10 protein-coding genes and 1 pseudogene are annotated in these 15,425 nt (G+C 72.0%); 1 reads left to right on the top strand and 10 read right to left on the bottom strand.

The genetic code is table 11. The features are described 5' to 3' along the window. Window positions 1–62: 62 nt before the first annotated feature. The 6 genes and pseudogenes from ACIBUY_RS32245 to ACIBUY_RS32220 all read right to left on the bottom strand — a co-directional run. Window positions 63–3,986 (bottom strand): lipopolysaccharide biosynthesis protein, encoded by a 3,924-nt coding sequence (locus tag ACIBUY_RS32245; protein WP_399154486.1) that lies wholly within the window; start codon window positions 3,984–3,986, stop codon window positions 63–65. Continuing rightward, window positions 3,979–4,800 carry a polysaccharide deacetylase family protein gene (locus ACIBUY_RS32240; protein WP_399154485.1) on the bottom strand — a complete coding sequence of 274 codons (822 nt, stop codon included), beginning with the start codon at window positions 4,798–4,800 and terminating at the stop codon, window positions 3,979–3,981. Before ACIBUY_RS32240 ends, ACIBUY_RS32245 begins: the two co-directional genes overlap by 8 nt. Beyond that, on the bottom strand, window positions 4,797–5,828 hold the full coding sequence (locus ACIBUY_RS32235) for a glycosyltransferase (protein ID WP_399154484.1): 1,032 nt from the start codon (window positions 5,826–5,828) through the stop codon (window positions 4,797–4,799). Before ACIBUY_RS32235 ends, ACIBUY_RS32240 begins: the two co-directional genes overlap by 4 nt. Next, window positions 5,825–6,598, bottom strand: a complete 774-nt coding sequence (locus ACIBUY_RS32230; RefSeq protein ID WP_399154536.1) for a glycosyltransferase family 2 protein — start codon at window positions 6,596–6,598, stop codon at window positions 5,825–5,827. Before ACIBUY_RS32230 ends, ACIBUY_RS32235 begins: the two co-directional genes overlap by 4 nt. Window positions 6,599–7,061: 463 nt before the next feature. After that, window positions 7,062–7,487 (bottom strand): hypothetical protein, encoded by a 426-nt coding sequence (locus ACIBUY_RS32225; protein WP_399154483.1) that lies wholly within the window; start codon window positions 7,485–7,487, stop codon window positions 7,062–7,064. A 171-nt stretch (window positions 7,488–7,658) separates the two neighbouring features. After that, a pseudogene (locus tag ACIBUY_RS32220) lies at window positions 7,659–7,802 on the bottom strand (S8 family peptidase); the annotation flags it as partial. A 335-nt stretch (window positions 7,803–8,137) separates the two neighbouring features. Between ACIBUY_RS32220 and ACIBUY_RS32215 the strand changes: the two are divergent. Continuing rightward, a complete protein-coding gene (locus tag ACIBUY_RS32215) occupies window positions 8,138–8,959 on the top strand; it encodes an SGNH/GDSL hydrolase family protein (protein WP_399154482.1) in 822 nt (273 codons plus the stop codon). Window positions 8,960–8,989: 30 nt separating this feature from the next. Here ACIBUY_RS32215 and ACIBUY_RS32210 read toward each other — a convergent pair whose 3' ends face one another. From ACIBUY_RS32210 to ACIBUY_RS32195, 4 genes are all read right to left on the bottom strand, one after another. Next, on the bottom strand, window positions 8,990–10,684 hold the full coding sequence (locus ACIBUY_RS32210; protein WP_399154481.1) for a serine/threonine-protein kinase: 1,695 nt from the start codon (window positions 10,682–10,684) through the stop codon (window positions 8,990–8,992). Between the two features lie 31 nt (window positions 10,685–10,715). After that, on the bottom strand, window positions 10,716–12,170 hold the full coding sequence (locus tag ACIBUY_RS32205; RefSeq protein ID WP_399154535.1) for a nickel transporter: 1,455 nt from the start codon (window positions 12,168–12,170) through the stop codon (window positions 10,716–10,718). Window positions 12,171–12,220: 50 nt separating this feature from the next. Next, complete coding sequence (locus ACIBUY_RS32200) at window positions 12,221–13,534, bottom strand: tetratricopeptide repeat protein (protein WP_399154480.1); 1,314 nt, start codon at window positions 13,532–13,534, stop codon at window positions 12,221–12,223. 90 nt (window positions 13,535–13,624) lie between these two features. Beyond that, window positions 13,625–15,190: a DUF4331 domain-containing protein gene (locus tag ACIBUY_RS32195; RefSeq protein ID WP_399154479.1), complete on the bottom strand. Its 1,566-nt coding sequence runs from the start codon at window positions 15,188–15,190 to the stop codon at window positions 13,625–13,627. Window positions 15,191–15,425 lie beyond the last annotated feature (235 nt).

The raw sequence follows: 15,425 nt of genomic DNA, 5'->3' as shown, positions 1-15,425 counted from the left end.
CGGCACCGGGCGGGGTGCCGGGCGGGGTGCCGGGCGAGGTGTCAACCCCGCCCGGCCCCAGGTCAGTTCAGGCCCATCGTGATGAACCGCTGGATCAGCGACGCGAGGACCACCGCCAGCAGGGGCAGCGAGAACCAGAACGTGCTCTGCAACCAGCGCAGTCGGCGCACGCTCGGCCGGGTCGCCACCCGGACCACCTCGCGCGCCGTGAGCAGCACGATCAGGGCCAGCGCCGCGAGCGCGCCCACCACCGACCACGGCGTCCAGGTGATCTGCGGGCCGATCGGCCCCGGCTCGGCCTTCGCGACCTCGCCGACGGGCTCCTTGCGGAGCCGGTACATGGTCACGTCCTCGTTGACGTAGACCTTCTTCAGCTCCCGGCGGTTGTCCAGGTTCTCCATGAGCCGGGCCGGCCAGGACTTCGCGTAGCCGACGTCCAGTTGGAGATAGGTCACCTGACTCTTGTTGATCATCAGGTACGAGTTCGGGCCCGCGTCCTTGAGTGCCTTCACCAGGCCGCCGACAAGCACCGGGTCGACCGGCGCGAGCGTCGGCACGTACTGGACCTTCTCCATGTCGCGGGCGCCCCACGGCAGCGACGGCGTCACGTTCTCGACGGTGTCGTTGCTCATCCACAGCAGCCGGACCGTCGGATCGTCGTGCGCGTACACGTAGTCCATCGCCGCGACCTCGCCGGGCCTGATCCGCTCGAACGGCTCGTTGCCCCAACGGGCCACCAGGAAGCCGCCCATCAGCACCAGGCCCGCCATCAGCGCGGCGAGCGGCGCGAGGCTCACCCGGTCCCGGTCCCGTTCCTTCACGGTGACACCGGTGCGCGGGAACAGTGCGAGACCGGCCAGGAGCGCGGCGCCGGGCAGCGCGAACATGAAGACCCGCAGTGCCATCTCACCGCCGTACGACTGCATGCCGAACCCGAGGAACGGCACGAAGGTGAGCACGACCAGCGAGCGCTCGCGGTACTTCCAGTCGCGGCGGCGCCACCAGCCGTAGCAGGCGAACGCCAGCACGCCGCCCGCGAGCAGGACGCGCGTGTACAGGACGAGCTTGTGGGTCGAACTGCCGCCCTGGATACGGCCGGAGACGGACGAGGAGACATTGCCTCCCACCCCGCCCACGCCGCCGAACAGGTCGTTGAAGTGACCCGACCAGTACGGCTCGGCGAGGAAGCCCAGCCACACGACGACGATCACGCCGAACAGCAGCGGCAGGCCGCGCAGTTCGGAGCGGCCCACCAGGACGAGGACCGCGAGCACGCCCAGCATCACGAACGGGGTCAGCTGGTGTGCCGGGACCGTCGCCGCGAACAGCGCGATCAGGACGACGAGGAGCACCGCACGCTGGCGGCGGTCCGTCGGTTCGACCTCCAGCTCGCCCGGGCGCCGCTTGGTCCACAGCACCCGAGGCGCCCGGAACCAGACCAGCAGGATCGCCACGAAGACGAGGTAGAGGAGGTACGTGAAGCCCTGCGGCGAGAAGTAGTCCTGGCCCACCCAGCCGGACAGGACGAAGATCCACAGCCCGGTCCACTTGGCCTTCCAGCTCGCCCGGACCGAGCGGAGCAGCAGGAACAGCGGTGCCAGGTAGAGGAGTTGGATGGTCAGCGGCCACCAGCGGATCAGCTCGGTGAGGTCGGTGACCCCGCACGCCTTGGCGACGAACGCGGCCGCGGCGAAGAACCCGGGCCAGCTCCAGCGGGCGTCCAGGTCGGGCACCGCGGAGCCGGTGCGGTCGATGTAGTCCATGAAGCCCAGGTGCTGCCAGGCCGTCGCGAACCGCGGCTCCGTCTCGATGACGGCGGGCAGCGCGTGCAGCGACACGACCGTGGCGAGCAGAGTGGCCAACAGCAGCCATCTGTGCGGTCGTTCGAGCCACAGCAGCGACGCGAAGACGCCGATCAGCAGCGCGGCGCCGAGCAGCGTCATCGGCGGCAGGACCGAGATCAGGCCGAGCCCGCCCATGTCGTCCAGGTCCGCGTCGCCCATCCCGAGGACGGGTCCCCAGTACAGGCCGAGCGCGGCGACGAGCAGCAGGCCGAGCACGACGACGCCCGGGGTCAGCCGCGGCCGGTACCGGCCGGGGCCGAACGGCACGTCGGCCTCGAGCCGCTCCGCCTCGGCCTCGGACTCCGCCGCGGCCCGGGCCGCGGCGGCCTCCTCGGCCTCGTACTGGGCCGCGTACTCGGACTCGGACCGGTAGCCCGCTGCCTCGGGCGCGGCTTCCCGCTCCCCGGACAGATGCACGGTGTCCCGCTCCCCGGGCACCCCTGACCCGCCCTCCGCGTGCCCACCGCTGGAAGCCTGCGACGACGAGGGCGACGACGGTGACGACGGCGCCGAGGGCGTCTTGACGGCCCAGGTCGGCAGCTGTGTGCCGCGCGGCGGGGTCAGCGGCGTCGGACGGACGTCCGGGCGCCGCTCCTGGTGGTCCAGGTTGAGCTGGACCGCGAGCTGCAGCGTGTCGGAGTCCATCGCGTCCCGCAGCGCCCACTTCGGGCCCTGCCTCTCCTGCGCCCCCACCCGCGCCTTCGGCGTCCCGAGGTCGGCGAGGTCACCGTCGGGTGCGGCGTCCTCCGCCTGCGGGACCGGGGGAGCGGTGCGCAGGACCCGCCACAGCTTCGGCGCGGCCAGCGAGACGATGACGAGCAGGCTCAGGATCTCGGCGACGCCCGCGCCCGTCAGACCCATCCGGGGCAGCAGGACCAGCGTCAGACCGAGCACGAGGAGGCACAACAGGCCCTGCAGCCAGGCGAGTCCAGAGGTACGGCTCTGGGCGCGCAGCACCGCGAAGTACGTCTCCATGACGACCCGCAGCGCGGCACAGACCGCCAGGCAGCGCAGCAGCGGCGTCGCCGCGTCCGCGTAGTCCTGCCCGAACACGGCGAGGATGAACGGCGCGAGCAGGAACATCAGACCGCACAGCGGCACCATGATCTGGGCCATGCGGCGCAGCGCCGCACGGGTGTTGGCCGCGAGCTTCGCCGGGTCGTGCGAGCCCTCCACGGTCAGCGAGGCGCCCATGTTGATCGCGAGCAGTTCGACGGTGCCGCCGATGGTGGCGGTGATGTAGAAGTACGCGTTGTCCGCGGAGCTGACCTGCGAGGCGATGATGACCGGGATGAGGTAGACGACGGCCAGCGAGAACAGCGAGCCCGTGTAGTCGCCCGCCAGGAAGCGGCCCATCTCGCGCAGCGTGGGCACCGCGGCCTTGCCGTCGGTGGTCCTGATGTGCCGCGGCACGAGCCTGCGGAACACCAGCCAGCCCAGCGGCACCACCGAGAACGCGATGGCCACCACCCACGACACGAACACCCCGGTCGTCGGTATGGCCACGGCGAACGCGACGAGCAGGCCCAGCTTCACCGTGGAGAACACGGTGTTGCCGACCGGCACCCACAGCGCGCTGCGCAGCCCCGTCAGGACGCCGTCCTGCAGCGTGAGCAGCGACCAGGCGATGACGGCGGCGATGAATCCGAGACCGTTCAGCGGACCGTGCAGGAAGCGGTACGAGGGGCCCCACACGTCGAGCGTGAACAGGAAGATCAGTGCGGCGAACGCCACGGCGATCGAACTGCCCGCGTACGTACGGAAGATGAGGCGTCCCGTGGCCCGTCCCGAGACGGGGATGAAGCGCGCGAGGGCCCCGGTCAGCGTCACGGCGGTGAGTCCCGCGAGGAACTTCATCGCCGCTATCGCCGCGGAGCCCTGCCCGACCGCGTCCGCCGTGTAGTAGTGCGCGGCGGCCAGCCAGAAGCCGACGCCGAGGACGCCGGAGATGCCGGTGTTCAGCATCAGCGCATAGGCGTTGCGGAACAGCTGGTTACCGCCCCCCGACCCCATGCCGTCTTCCTTGCCCTTCCTGCCGCGGCCCATGCCGGGCAGCCTGAGTCTGCGGCCGGGCGGCGCCTGCGGCCCGGCCGGCTGTGCGGTGGGTGCTGCCTGGTCGGCGGTGGTGGTCGTGTCAGACACGGGAACGGACTGCCTTCCGGCGGGCCTGTCGGGCTCTGCGGACCAGGGCGTACCCCTTGGTGAGGGCACGGTCCCCGGCGAAGGTGCGGCCGATCGCGCGGCCCTCGACGAGCCGCTCGAACTCGCCTGCGTCGGTGGAACGGCGCACGGTGACGCGCTGCAGTGCGTAGGGCCCCTGACGGCGCCTGGCCAGCGCGTTGCCGACGGCGAGCGACTGGGCGAAGCCCGCCGCGCGCACCGCGTGGCGCACCCGGCGGTCGGAGTGACCGTACGGGTACGCGAAGGAGAGCGGCGCCTCGCCCAGCTCCCCGGCGACGATCTCCTTGCACCGCCGCAGCTCGAACTCCAGGTTGTCGTCCGGGAGTTGGTCGAGCTGCGGATGCGTGTGGCTGTGCCCGCCGATCTCCGTGCCCTGCCCGGCGAGCGCCCGCACCTGGTCCCAGTCGAGCATCGTGTCGAGCCCGCCCCCGGTGTCGTACGCACCGCGCAGCCACCCCGTCGACACGAACAGGGTGGAGGCGAAGCCGTGTTTGGCGAGGGCGGGCAGGGCGTGCCCGTGCACGCCCTCGTACCCGTCGTCGAAGGTGATCAGGACGGGCCGGTCGGGCAGCACCCGGCCGCCGCCGCGCCAGATCCCGGCGAGCTCGGCGGTGGTCAGCGGCGTGCACCGCAGGCCGGCGAGGATCTCCATCTGCTCGGCGAACTGCTCGGGCGAGACGGACAGCGCGCGGGTCGCGGGCGACGGCTCCCGGGCGACCGAGTGGTACATCAGGATCGGGACGGGCGCACCGGCACCTTCCCTCGTGTCGCTCATGCCGCTTCCCCCACGTCCCCCTCGCCGTCCCCCTCGGCCCGGTCGATCTCCACCACGGAGAAGCTCGCGCCCCCGCCGCGTGCCCGGAAACTCCCGAGAACGTACCCACCGGCCGCGGCCGCCACTCCGGCCACGATGGCCCCGGCGCGGCCCGCTCCCCCCGGCCGCGCGAGCGCGAAGTCGCGCATGCCGCGGGCCACCCCGGCGGGCAGCACGCGCGTGGTGTAGGCGCGCTCGGACTCGAGTCCCTTGTCCGCGCCGACACTTCGGGCCACCAGCGCCTTCGACAGGCCTTCCGCGTAGGTGCGCGTACGGAAGTAGGCGAACCGCTCGCGGCCGGCCGGGACCCGGTGGTGGATCACGGCGCGGTCGTCGATGAGCAGCACGGCGTCCGGTCTGGCCCGCGTCAGACGGATGCACAGCTCCGTCTCCTCGCAGCCCAGCGGGCGCTTGTCGCCGTCCCGGCCGATGCCGGTGGCGAAGCCCCCCGCGACGTCGAAGGCGGTGCGCCGGAACGAGGCGTTGCCGCCCAGCACGTTGCGCACCCGGACCCTGCCCGGCGGCAGCCCCTTGTACGTGCAGCCCACGACCCAGTCGAACTCCGCGGGGAACCAGGCGGGCCGGCGCCCCGACGCCCAGATGGGCTCGGTGCGCCCGCCGACCGCCATCACCTTCGGGTCGGCGTACCCGTCGGCGAAGTGGCGCAGCCAGTCCCGCTCGGCGACCGCGTCGTCGTCGAGGAACGCGATGATCTCGCCGCGGGAGGCGGCGATCCCGGTGTTGCGCCCGGCGGACAGGCCGCGGGGCCCCGCGTTCGCCAGGACCCGGACGCCGGCCGCCTCCTTGTACTCCTTGCGGAGGCGCTCCAGCAGACCCGCGTGGTGATCGACGACGAGCAGGGTCTCGAGCGCCGCGTACGACTGGGCCCGCACCGAGTCGACGGCGGCGAGGATGTCGCCCCAGCGGTCTTCGGTGTAGACGCAGATGACGACCGTCGCCGTCGGCCGCGTGCCCTGATGCTCCGTCAAGATCCGTCCCCCCGCACGAGGTTGGGCTGGGTGCGGGGCGAGTTCTTGCGCAGCGCCTTGCGGTTCGACCGCTCCTTCATGATCACCTTGAGCACGCGGATCCCGTCGCGGACGGCGCGCAGGTTGCTGGCTCCGTGGATGCGCAGGTACTCGTGGCTCGGGATCTCCTGGACCTTCAGGCCGGCCTTGACCACCCGGATGTTCATCAGGGTCTCCACCTCGAACCCGGTGCAGTCGAGGTCGATCTCGTCGAGGCAGTGCCGCCAGAACGCGTTGTACCCGTAGCACAGGTCCGTGTAGCGGGCGCCGAACTTGGCGTTGACCACCGAGCACAGGGCCCAGTTGCCCAGCTTTCTGATGGGGGTCATGTCGTCCGTGCCGCCGCCGTTGGCGAACCGCGAGCCCTTGGCGAAGTCGGCGCCGGAGACCAGGGCGGAGACATAGCTGACGATCTCCTGGCCGTCGGCCGAGCCGTCCGCGTCGACCATCACGATGATGTCGCCGGAGCAGGCCTCGAAGCCGGTGATCAGGGCATCCCCCTTGCCCTTGCCGCGCTGCGGCACGACGACGACCTCGGGCCACAGGTCGCGGGCGACCGCGACGGTGTCGTCCGTGGAGTTCCCGTCCACGAGGACCACTTCGTGGATCCACTCCGGCAGGGTCTTGAAGACGTACGGAAGGTTCTCCGCCTCGTTCATGGCGGGGATGACCACGCTGACGCGTGGTGCGATGGCCAAGTGCGTGGAGATCGCACGGTACTTGGCGGGTATTCGCGCCGGTGTGGTCCCGTCATCGGGGATCACCGGGCGCGCGACAGAGCTGCTCACGAGTCTGGTCCCTCTCGTCCGGTGGACCGCCCGCCCCCGGGCGGTCCGGCTGGTAATCCGGTTCGAAAGGGGGGTTCTCACTTACGGCCAGGGCGGAATCGCTCTCCGTACGGGCCGGGTGAGCTGGCAATACACACCGGTTGGTTGGACCGGCCGCGCGGCTCGCGACTCGGCGACCCACAGCAGCGAGAACAGCACTGAAATGAGCGGCTCACCGAGCACGGCACCCCCCTACCGCGCCCCGCCCCGGGTCCGTCGCGATCCTGAGCCCTCCCCTGGATCGACTTGCGTGATGGACCGATGCGGGTGGATGTACGACGGTATTGATGATTGAGACTGTATGGCAAGACCTGAAACAAGGCCCCACGTTTTTGTTGTTTTGACCTTTACCTGAACTGCTGTCCCCCTAGCGGGATTTGCCCGTGCGTTTGCGGAACCGGGCGCCCCACTGGAGCAGGAACGCGAGGACGCTGAGCGCCCCCACGGCGAGCACGCCGCCGCTCACCGACCAGCGGTGGGTGGCGAGCATGCCCTGGGCCACCAGCATCACCACGGCGACCGCGCCCGCGGCCGAGGTGAGGATGCGGGCCCAGGGGTCGAGGCCGCGCAGGGCCACCGCGAACGCGGCGCCGGGCGCGGCGAGCAGGAAGAAGAGTGCGAGCGGTCCGCGCAGCGGCGAATCCGCTCCGGACAGCGCGAGGATCAGCCCCGCGCCCCCCGCGACGACGCCCGCCCCCGCGAGCAGGTACGACGCGTCCGTGCCCGACGGTGACTCCGCCGGGCCGTCTTCCGAACCGCCGGATGACGACGGCTTGATCCCGATGGTCTGCATTGGCGACTTTGCCCCCCGAAGCGCCGGATGCCGGGCTTCAATGTCGCGCAGCGGCAGGGGTGGCGTCAAGATGCAGCGGGTATGTGTGGAGTTCCCCGGAGACATCCGTTGCCTCCGGGGAACTCCCGTACGTACTACCTGAGTTGACGATGGGTCATGAGTTGCCGGCGGTTACTGGACGATCTTCAGGAGCTTGTTCGGCGAACCGGAACCGGGGCTGGTGACGAGGCCGGAGGTGGCCCCGTTTACCAGTGCCGTGGCGACCTGGGCGGGCAGGGCGGTGAGCGAGCCGAGCAGGCCGACGGCCGCCGCGGTCGAGGCGGCTGCGGTGATCAGGGCTTTGGAGAGTGCCATGACGAGGGAGTCCTCCTCATAGGCGGCGCGTGCCGGAAAACGGCGCGCGTCAGTGGGGGTGCATGCGCTGGGTAGCGCACACGGGCCGCCGGAGTGGGGTGAGTGAGGTCTTCCGTTCCCGGCCCGATCAGCAGACTTGGCCATCTACGGGCGTAGCTCAAGGGAACTGAGGGTATGTCATGAGTCTGACATGTACGCGCAATTGAACGCTGGTCGAATGTCCGGCCCTGATACTTCCCGGTAACTCTGTGGCGTGCTACCACAGTTGTGGCAGAGATCCTGCTAAGGGAGGTTCCATGAGACGTTTCCGACTTACGGCATACGTGACCTCGTTCCTCTTCGCGGCGACGGCCGCCCTGACCGGGGCGGGCGTCGCCCAGGCAGCAGAAAACTCCTCGGACGCCGCGGCCGCCACGGGCTATGTGGCCCTCGGCGACTCGTACTCCTCCGGGGTCGGCTCCGGCAGCTACGACAGCAGCAGCGGCGACTGCAAGCGCTCCACCAAGGCGTATCCGGCCCTGTGGGCGGCGGCCCACTCACCCTCGAGCTTCAACTTCACGGCCTGCTCGGGTGCTCGTACGGGTGATGTGCTCGCCAATCAACTGGGCCCGCTCAGCGCGAGCACCGGCCTGGTCTCCATCAGCATCGGCGGCAACGACGCCGGCTTCGCCGACGTCATGACGACCTGTGTCCTCAACTCCGAGTCCACGTGCATCAACCGGATCAACGAGGCCCGGGCGTACGTCACGTCGACCCTGCCCGGCAAGCTCGACCAGGTCTACTCGGCGATCAGCGCGAAGGCCCCGGCCGCCCATGTGGTGGTCCTCGGCTACCCCCGCTTCTACAAGCTCGGCGGCTCCTGCCTCGCGGGCCTGTCCGAGAACGAGCGGTCGGCCATCAACTCGGCCGCCGACCTGCTCAACACCACCACGGCGAAGCGCGTCGCCGACCACGGCTTCACCTTCGGTGACGTGGCGGCCAAGTTCACCGGCCACGAGATCTGCTCCGGGGATGCGTGGCTGCACAGCGTGAACTGGACGAACATCGGCGAGTCCTACCACCCCACCGCCGCGGGACAGTCGGGCGGCTACCTGCCCGTGCTCACGTCCAACGCCTGAACGACCCGGTACGTGAACGAACGGCGCGGCCTAGTACGTGGGTGAGCCGGTGGTGGCCCCGGTCGTCGGGGTCACCACCTCACAAGTCACCGAGTACGCCACGTAGTTGGACGTCACCGCGAGGGGGCTGCGCACCTCCACCCCGATCTCGTTGTGCAGGGTTCCGCCCTCCTCGTACGCCGTCTGGGTCGTGTCGACCGTCTTGCTCTTCGCGCCGCCCGAGCCGAAGCTCAGCGTCTTCCAGCCCGGGTCCGACGGCTCGCCGCTCCTGGTGACCCAGCGGTACTCGACGTCCACCGGGGTGCGCCCGACGGTGATCGTCGCCGTGAACGCCGGTGCCTGCGCGGCGGGCGGCGGACACGCCCCCGAGTAGCTGCCGCGCACCGCGCTGACGCTGACCCGCACCGACTGGGCCGGGGTGGTGGTGTGCCCGCCGCCGCTGCTCGAACCCCCGCTGCCCGAGCCGCTGTTGGTGTTCCCGCTCGAGCCGCCGTTGCTCCCGCTGGTGTCGGTCGAGCCGGAGGAGCCGCCCGAGCCGCCGCCCGATCCGCCCGACGAGTTGCTTCCGCCACTCGAACTGCCGCCGCTGGAACCGCCGTTGCTGCCGCCGCTCCCGCTGTTGCCCCCGCCGCTGTCCCGGTTCATCAGTGCGTACGTGAGGCCGCCGATCGCGAGGAGCAGGACGACGATCCCGGCGATCAGGGCGAGTGAGGCGCGGCGCGCGGCGCGCGGGCCGCCGGTCTCGGCGGGCGCGGTGGTCGCGGTCGTGGCCGGTCCCGAGGCGAGCGGCACCCCGACCGGCGGCCGCAACGGCTGGGCGGGCGTGGCCGGTTGCTGCCACGCGGTCATGGTCGGCATCGACGCGGCAGGCGTGGACGACGCAGGGGCCGAGCGGAGCGTCCCGCCCGCGCCGATGATCCGCAGATCCCGCTCCGCGTCCGCGGCCGAGATCCGCTCGGCCGGATCCTTGCGCAGCAGCCCCTCGATGACCGGGGTGAGGGCCCCCGCCCGGCGCGGCGGCGGCAGCTCCTCGTCGACGACCGCCCGCAACGTGCTGAGCGGGGTGTCCTGCCGGAACGGCGAGTGCCCCTCGACCGCCGCGTAGAGCAGCACGCCCAGCGACCACAGATCGGACTCGGGCCCGGGCGTACGCCCCAACGCCCGCTCGGGGGCTAGGAATTCGGGCGATCCGATGACCTCGCCCGTCATGGTGAGCGCCTGCGTGCCCTCGACCATGGCGATGCCGAAATCGGTGAGCACGACGCGGCCGTCGTTCGCCAGCAGGACGTTCCCGGGCTTCACGTCGCGGTGCAGGACGCCCGCCTCGTGCGCGGCGCGCAGCGCGGCCAGGATCTCGGCGCCGATGTGCCCGGCGCGCTGCGGCGACATGGGCCCCTCGGCGTCGAGCTGGTCGGCGAGCGAGAGGCCGCGCACCAACTCCATGACCACCCAGGGGCGTTGGCCGTCGGTGGCCACGTCGTACAGCGTCACCACGTTCCGGTGCGAGATGCGGGCGGCGGCCCACGCCTCCCGCTCGAGCCGCGCGTACATCCGCTCGACCTCGGCGGTCGGCAGCCCGGCGGGCGCCCGCACCTCCTTGACGGCGACGTCACGGCCGAGGACCTCGTCCCGGGCCCGCCACACCGTGCCCATCCCGCCCTCGCCGAGCGGGGCGAGCAGCCGGTACCGCCCCGCGACCACGCGCTCACTCACGGGTTCCCCCATTCGCGGCCAGACAAGTCTGAACAAAAGTAGCTCAACCGAGCGCGGTTGCAGCCCCCTTGAAGACCAATCCACACCCCAGGGCGAACACGACGCACGCCGATCCGAACGGCACGAGCCGCTGCACCGCGCGCCGGGTCCCGGCCCGCCCGCGTGCGATCCGGCGCGCCGCGAACGCCCCCGCCCGTACGACGACGAACCCGGCGGCGGTCAGCGTGACGGCGAGCCCGGCCCCGTACGCGACCACGAGCAGCACCCCGAACCAGGCCTGCCCGAGCGCGGCCGCGCCGACCAGGACGACGACGGCGGAGGGGCTGGGGACGAGGCCGCCGGCGAAGCCGAGGAAGAGGGCGCCGCGAACATTGCTCGGCGCGTGGTGGTGACCGTGGTCGTCGTGGTCGTGGTGGTCGTGGCTGTGATGGTGGTCGTGGCCGTGGCCGTGAGGGGCGTGGCCGTGCTGGTGGTCGAGGTGATGGCTGTGCGCAGGGGTGTTCCTGTTGCGCCACGCCTTGCGCACGAGCGTCGCGCCCGCGGCCGTGACCAGGGCGCCGCTCGCCACTCCCAGCCAGGCGACGACCGACGGCGCGGCTGCCGAGCCGCCGATGACGAGGGCGCCCAGGGCGACGACGCCGAGGGTGTGCGTGACCGTGACCGAGGCGGCCAGCGGCAGCACGTCGCGCAGCCGGGCCCGGCCGCGGGCGGCCGCCGTCGCCGCCATCAGCGTCTTCCCGTGCCCCGGCGCCAGGGCGTGCAGCGCGCCCAGCACCAGGGCGGTGCCGAGGGCCAGCGCGGCGAACCCGGGGGTGAGGTCGTGCCGGGCGACGAGCCCGGTCAGCGCGCTGGTCCAGCGGTCGGCGCCGCGCGGCAGCACGCTCGACGCCGTGGGCCGGTCCGCGGCGTCGTCGCGCAGGGCGGGACCGCCGGGGGTGACGCGCAGGGCGGCGCTCGTGGTCTGCGGCGGGGAGCCGAGCAGGTGCTGCGGGTAGCGCGTCAGGAGGTGGGAGGCGGAGGCGCGCGGGACGTCGCTGCGGGTCAGGGTCGTACGGTCGCCCCGCGCGGTGACCTCGTGCCAGCCGGGGCCCTTGTGGGCAGGGGCGTGGAACGCGACGCCGGTGGATGCCCGGTCCTTCGGCAGCGGGGCGGTCGCCTCGCACTCCACGCGCAGGGTCCGCAGTCCGGCCTGACCCGGGCGGTGCGCGGCGTGGCTCGTGCGCAGGGTCAGGGGCGTGCGGGCCCCGTCGACGTCGACCGTGCTCGCGGCGATAGCGCGGCGGCACCGTTCCCGGGCCCAACTCGCTGTGCCCGCACGCTCGATGGCGGGTTGGACCTGCGTCGCGGGGATCTCGGCGAGGTCCTCGATGTGGGTGATCCGGAGCTCCCGCGGGGCGGTCACCAGGCCGTCGTACGTGTTGGTGGTGAAGTTGCCGAGGGGGTGGGCGTGGGCCTTGGCACCCGGGAGCAGGAGCACGGCGATGGCGGCGACGACCATGAGCACGGCGGCCTGCCCGAGGCGGCGGCCGCTCCTGCGCACGGCGGCGCTCACGACGCACCCCGCAGCAGCGCACGCGCCTTCTCGGCGCCGACGGGGGAGAACCCCGGGTTCAGGCGGAGCGCCCGCCCGAGCCACTCCGCGCGTTCCGCGCCCCGGGCGACGACGCCCCGGTGGTAGAAGAACGCGGCCTCCTTGAATCCGGTGCTGGTCGCGAAGCGGGCGTACGGCAGTGCCTCGCCGTCGCGCCCGTGGGCGTGCAGTGCCCAGGCCAGCGCGTCGGCCGTGTGCACGGTGTGCCGTCGCTGCCACTCGGCGCGGGCCGCACGCAGCGCCGCGGCCCGGTCCCCGTGGTCCGCCGCGGCCAGCGCCGTGTCGAGATCGACGTCGACGCCGTTGGCGCGGGCCAGCTTGATCCACGCGCCGACGAGGCCGTACTGCTCGCGCGCCGGGGCCAGGTCGCCGCGGGATTCGTACAGTTCACCGAGCTCGACCAGCGGACCCGGCAGCGGATACCGCGCCACGACGTCCCGCAGATCGCGGATCGCCCCGGCCGGGTCACCCCGCCCGGCCCGCGCCCGGGCCCGGCACTCCAGGGCGGGCACGTACCCGGCGTCGGCGCGCAGCGCCTGCCCGCACCGCGCCGCGGCGCCCTCGAAGTCGCCCTGACGCCATGCCAGTTGACCGAGAGAAGTCGCCACGTACGCGACGTCGCCCGGCGCCGACACCCCGTCGAGCGCCCGCTCCAGGACCTGCCGCGCACCGGTGACGTCGCCGCGCAGTTCACGTACATAGGAGAAGCGGGTGAAGACGGGGACGCCGGGGCGGCGCGCGTCCGCCTCGTCCGCGGCCCGCGCCGCCTCCCCGTACCGCCCGAGTTCGACGAGCGCGTCGATCCGGGTGGAGAGTGCCCGCTCGCCGTACGGGTTCACGGCGAGCGCGGCGCGGGCGTCGCGCAGCGCGCCCCGGAAGTCGTGCCGGGCCGCGGCGAGGGCCGCGCGCCCGGCGAGTGCGGCGTCGTTGGCGTCGGGGTGCAGCTTCAGGGAGCGGGCCAGGGCCTGCTCCGCCTCCGCGTATCGCGACGGGTCGCCCTGGGTGCGGGCCTGTTCCACGTACGCCGTGCCCAGGGTCGCCCAGGCCCCGAAGTCCCTCGGCTGGACCCGGAGATGGGCCTGCAGGGCGCGCACGCCCTGGTCGAGGCCTCCGGTGCCGAGCCCCTGGAGCGGTGTGGCGGGCGCGACGGCGGTGGGCGCGGCACCGGGCCCACCGCCGTCGCTCCCGCCGATCACGACCGCGCCCCCGGTGAGGGCGAGCGCCAGCGCGCACGCGGCGACGGCGTTGCGTCCTGAGAAGCGCGGAGCCATGAATCATGCCTTTCTGGAAGAGGAGTCAGCTGGTTGATTGCGGGTCGGACGAGTGGTTGATTGCAGGTCGGACGAGTGGTTGATTGCGGGTCAGACGAGCCCGCGCCGCCGCCCTCGTGCCCGCCACCAGACGAGGCCGAGCCCGATGAGCAGCGCACCCGCCGCCCCGCCGGACGCCGACGCGATCAGCAGCGTGTCGCTGGAACCTGACGACCCTGACGATCCGGATGCGCCTGACGTCGAAGCCCCTTTCACCGCACCGCCGTTGAGCGCGCTGCTCGCCGAGTCCTCGCCCTTCTGCTGCTTGGCCAGCGGGCCGCGCGACCCGGAGGCGGGCAGGGCCACGTAGGGGAAGGAGTCGCCGAACTTCTGGTCGTTGGCGTTCACCGCGTCGCCCAAGTCGTTCTTGTTGCCCAGGAGTTCGCCCTCGACGGCCTGCAGTTCGATGTCGACGACGTCGTCGGTCAGGCGACGGCCGTTCGGGAACCCGGCGTTGTCGCCGTCGAGGACGCCGAGCCGCTTCGGTGAACTCGTCGGCTTGATGGACGTGTTGAGGCGCAGCACCTCGGCGGGCCGCACGTTCGGCGGCTGCGTCAGGCCCTTCACGCCGGTCAGGAACACCGACACGAGGTCATTGCGGGGCTCCTTGGGCGCGGGCAGCTTGTAGATCGCCTGCAGGAGCTTCGGCAGCTCGGGCTTGGTGACGTACGGCAGGAAGTCCGCGTCGTTCCACGGGTGCGAGGCGTTGAACCTGTCCTTGTCCTTCTGCGGGACCACCACCTCGTTGACCAGCGGCGAGCCGAGCCGCGAGACCTGGGTCCAGCCGCCCTTGGCGTTCTTGCGCTGTGTCGTCGACCAGATCCCGACGATCGGCTGGCTCGCCGACTGCCGGATGGACGCCGTCGGGACCTGGAGCGCGATCGTGTTGACGTTGTAGCCGGCGAGGGTGTCCCGGCCGACCTCCGACAGGTCGCCGCCGTACAGCAGGTCGAAGACCCGCAGGTCCAGGAAGAACGGGTCGTCGGCCTGCCCGGCGAACGCCGTACCGCCGCCCGCGACCTGGCGTATCGCCTGGTCGCGCAGCGTCTTGTAGTTCGGCATCGAGGCCTTGCCGACGTTCGAGGGCGCGACCGGCACGTCGTGTGCGACCTTCGTCGTCGAGACCACCTTCTGGTCCTTCAGCTTCAGCAGGTCGATGTCGTAGGTCTGCGTGACGTTGAGGTCGGGGTCGTCGAGCGAGGTCACCGCGCCCGTGTTGTAGAGGAAGGTGTTGCCGTTCCTGGTGTGCGTGTCGAACGTCCAGCGGTAGAGCAGATCGCCCTGTCCGTCGCCGTCGCTGTCGATGTGGATGTCGTGCTGGGAGCCCGGTGCGAACGGGAAGAAGTTCGGCCCGCCCGCCGGTTCCTCGAACGGCGTCCAGTTCGCGATCAGCGTCGTCGTGTCCGGCTTGTCGGGGCTGACGAACGCGTACACGTCCGTGTTGTCGTGCTGCGGGTCACCCGAGATCAGCGGGGCCTCCCGGTGGCTGGAGGCGTGCGCCGCCCCCGGCTGAAGTGCGGTCGCCCCGGCGGCTGCGAGCCCCCCGGCGGCCAGCGCGCCGCTGATGAGCGCGGCCACGGAGCGAACTCCCCGGCCTGTCCTGGCTGTTGCTGTCATCGCGTCCGTCCCTCACGAGCTCGGAGCCCGCACCGTGCGAGCTTCTGGAGGGCCATTCGGGGCGCGGGGCGCGGCGGATTGGTGCGGGATTCCGGCGGATGGTTCGGTGCGGGATTCCGGCGGATGGTTCGGTACGGGATTCCGGCGGATGGTTCGGTACGGGATTCCGACGGGCGCCGCCCATCCGCCCGGGCCCCTGTCTCCGAACCCCCTGCGGCAGCACAATGTGTGCGCG

The sequence above is a fragment of the Streptomyces sp. NPDC050085 genome (assembly GCF_044460595.1).
In the GTDB taxonomy this organism is placed as follows: Bacteria; Actinomycetota; Actinomycetes; order Streptomycetales; family Streptomycetaceae; genus Streptomyces.
This window is presented reverse-complemented; position numbering and strand designations above follow the sequence as displayed.

What these genes read in the sequence shown, in the direction of transcription:
- ACIBUY_RS32240 (WP_399154485.1), bottom strand. Translation starts at nt 4,800, where the DNA reads ATGAGCGACACGAGGGAAGGTGCCGGTGCGCCCGTCCCGATCCTGATG.
- ACIBUY_RS32225 (WP_399154483.1), bottom strand. Translation starts at nt 7,487, where the DNA reads ATGCAGACCATCGGGATCAAGCCGTCGTCATCCGGCGGTTCGGAAGAC.
- ACIBUY_RS32215 (WP_399154482.1), top strand. Translation starts at nt 8,138, where the DNA reads ATGAGACGTTTCCGACTTACGGCATACGTGACCTCGTTCCTCTTCGCG.
- ACIBUY_RS32210 (WP_399154481.1), bottom strand. Translation starts at nt 10,684, where the DNA reads ATGGGGGAACCCGTGAGTGAGCGCGTGGTCGCGGGGCGGTACCGGCTG.
- ACIBUY_RS32205 (WP_399154535.1), bottom strand. Translation starts at nt 12,170, where the DNA reads ATGGTCGTCGCCGCCATCGCCGTGCTCCTGCTCCCGGGTGCCAAGGCC.
- ACIBUY_RS32200 (WP_399154480.1), bottom strand. Translation starts at nt 13,534, where the DNA reads ATGGCTCCGCGCTTCTCAGGACGCAACGCCGTCGCCGCGTGCGCGCTG.
- ACIBUY_RS32195 (WP_399154479.1), bottom strand. Translation starts at nt 15,190, where the DNA reads ATGACAGCAACAGCCAGGACAGGCCGGGGAGTTCGCTCCGTGGCCGCG.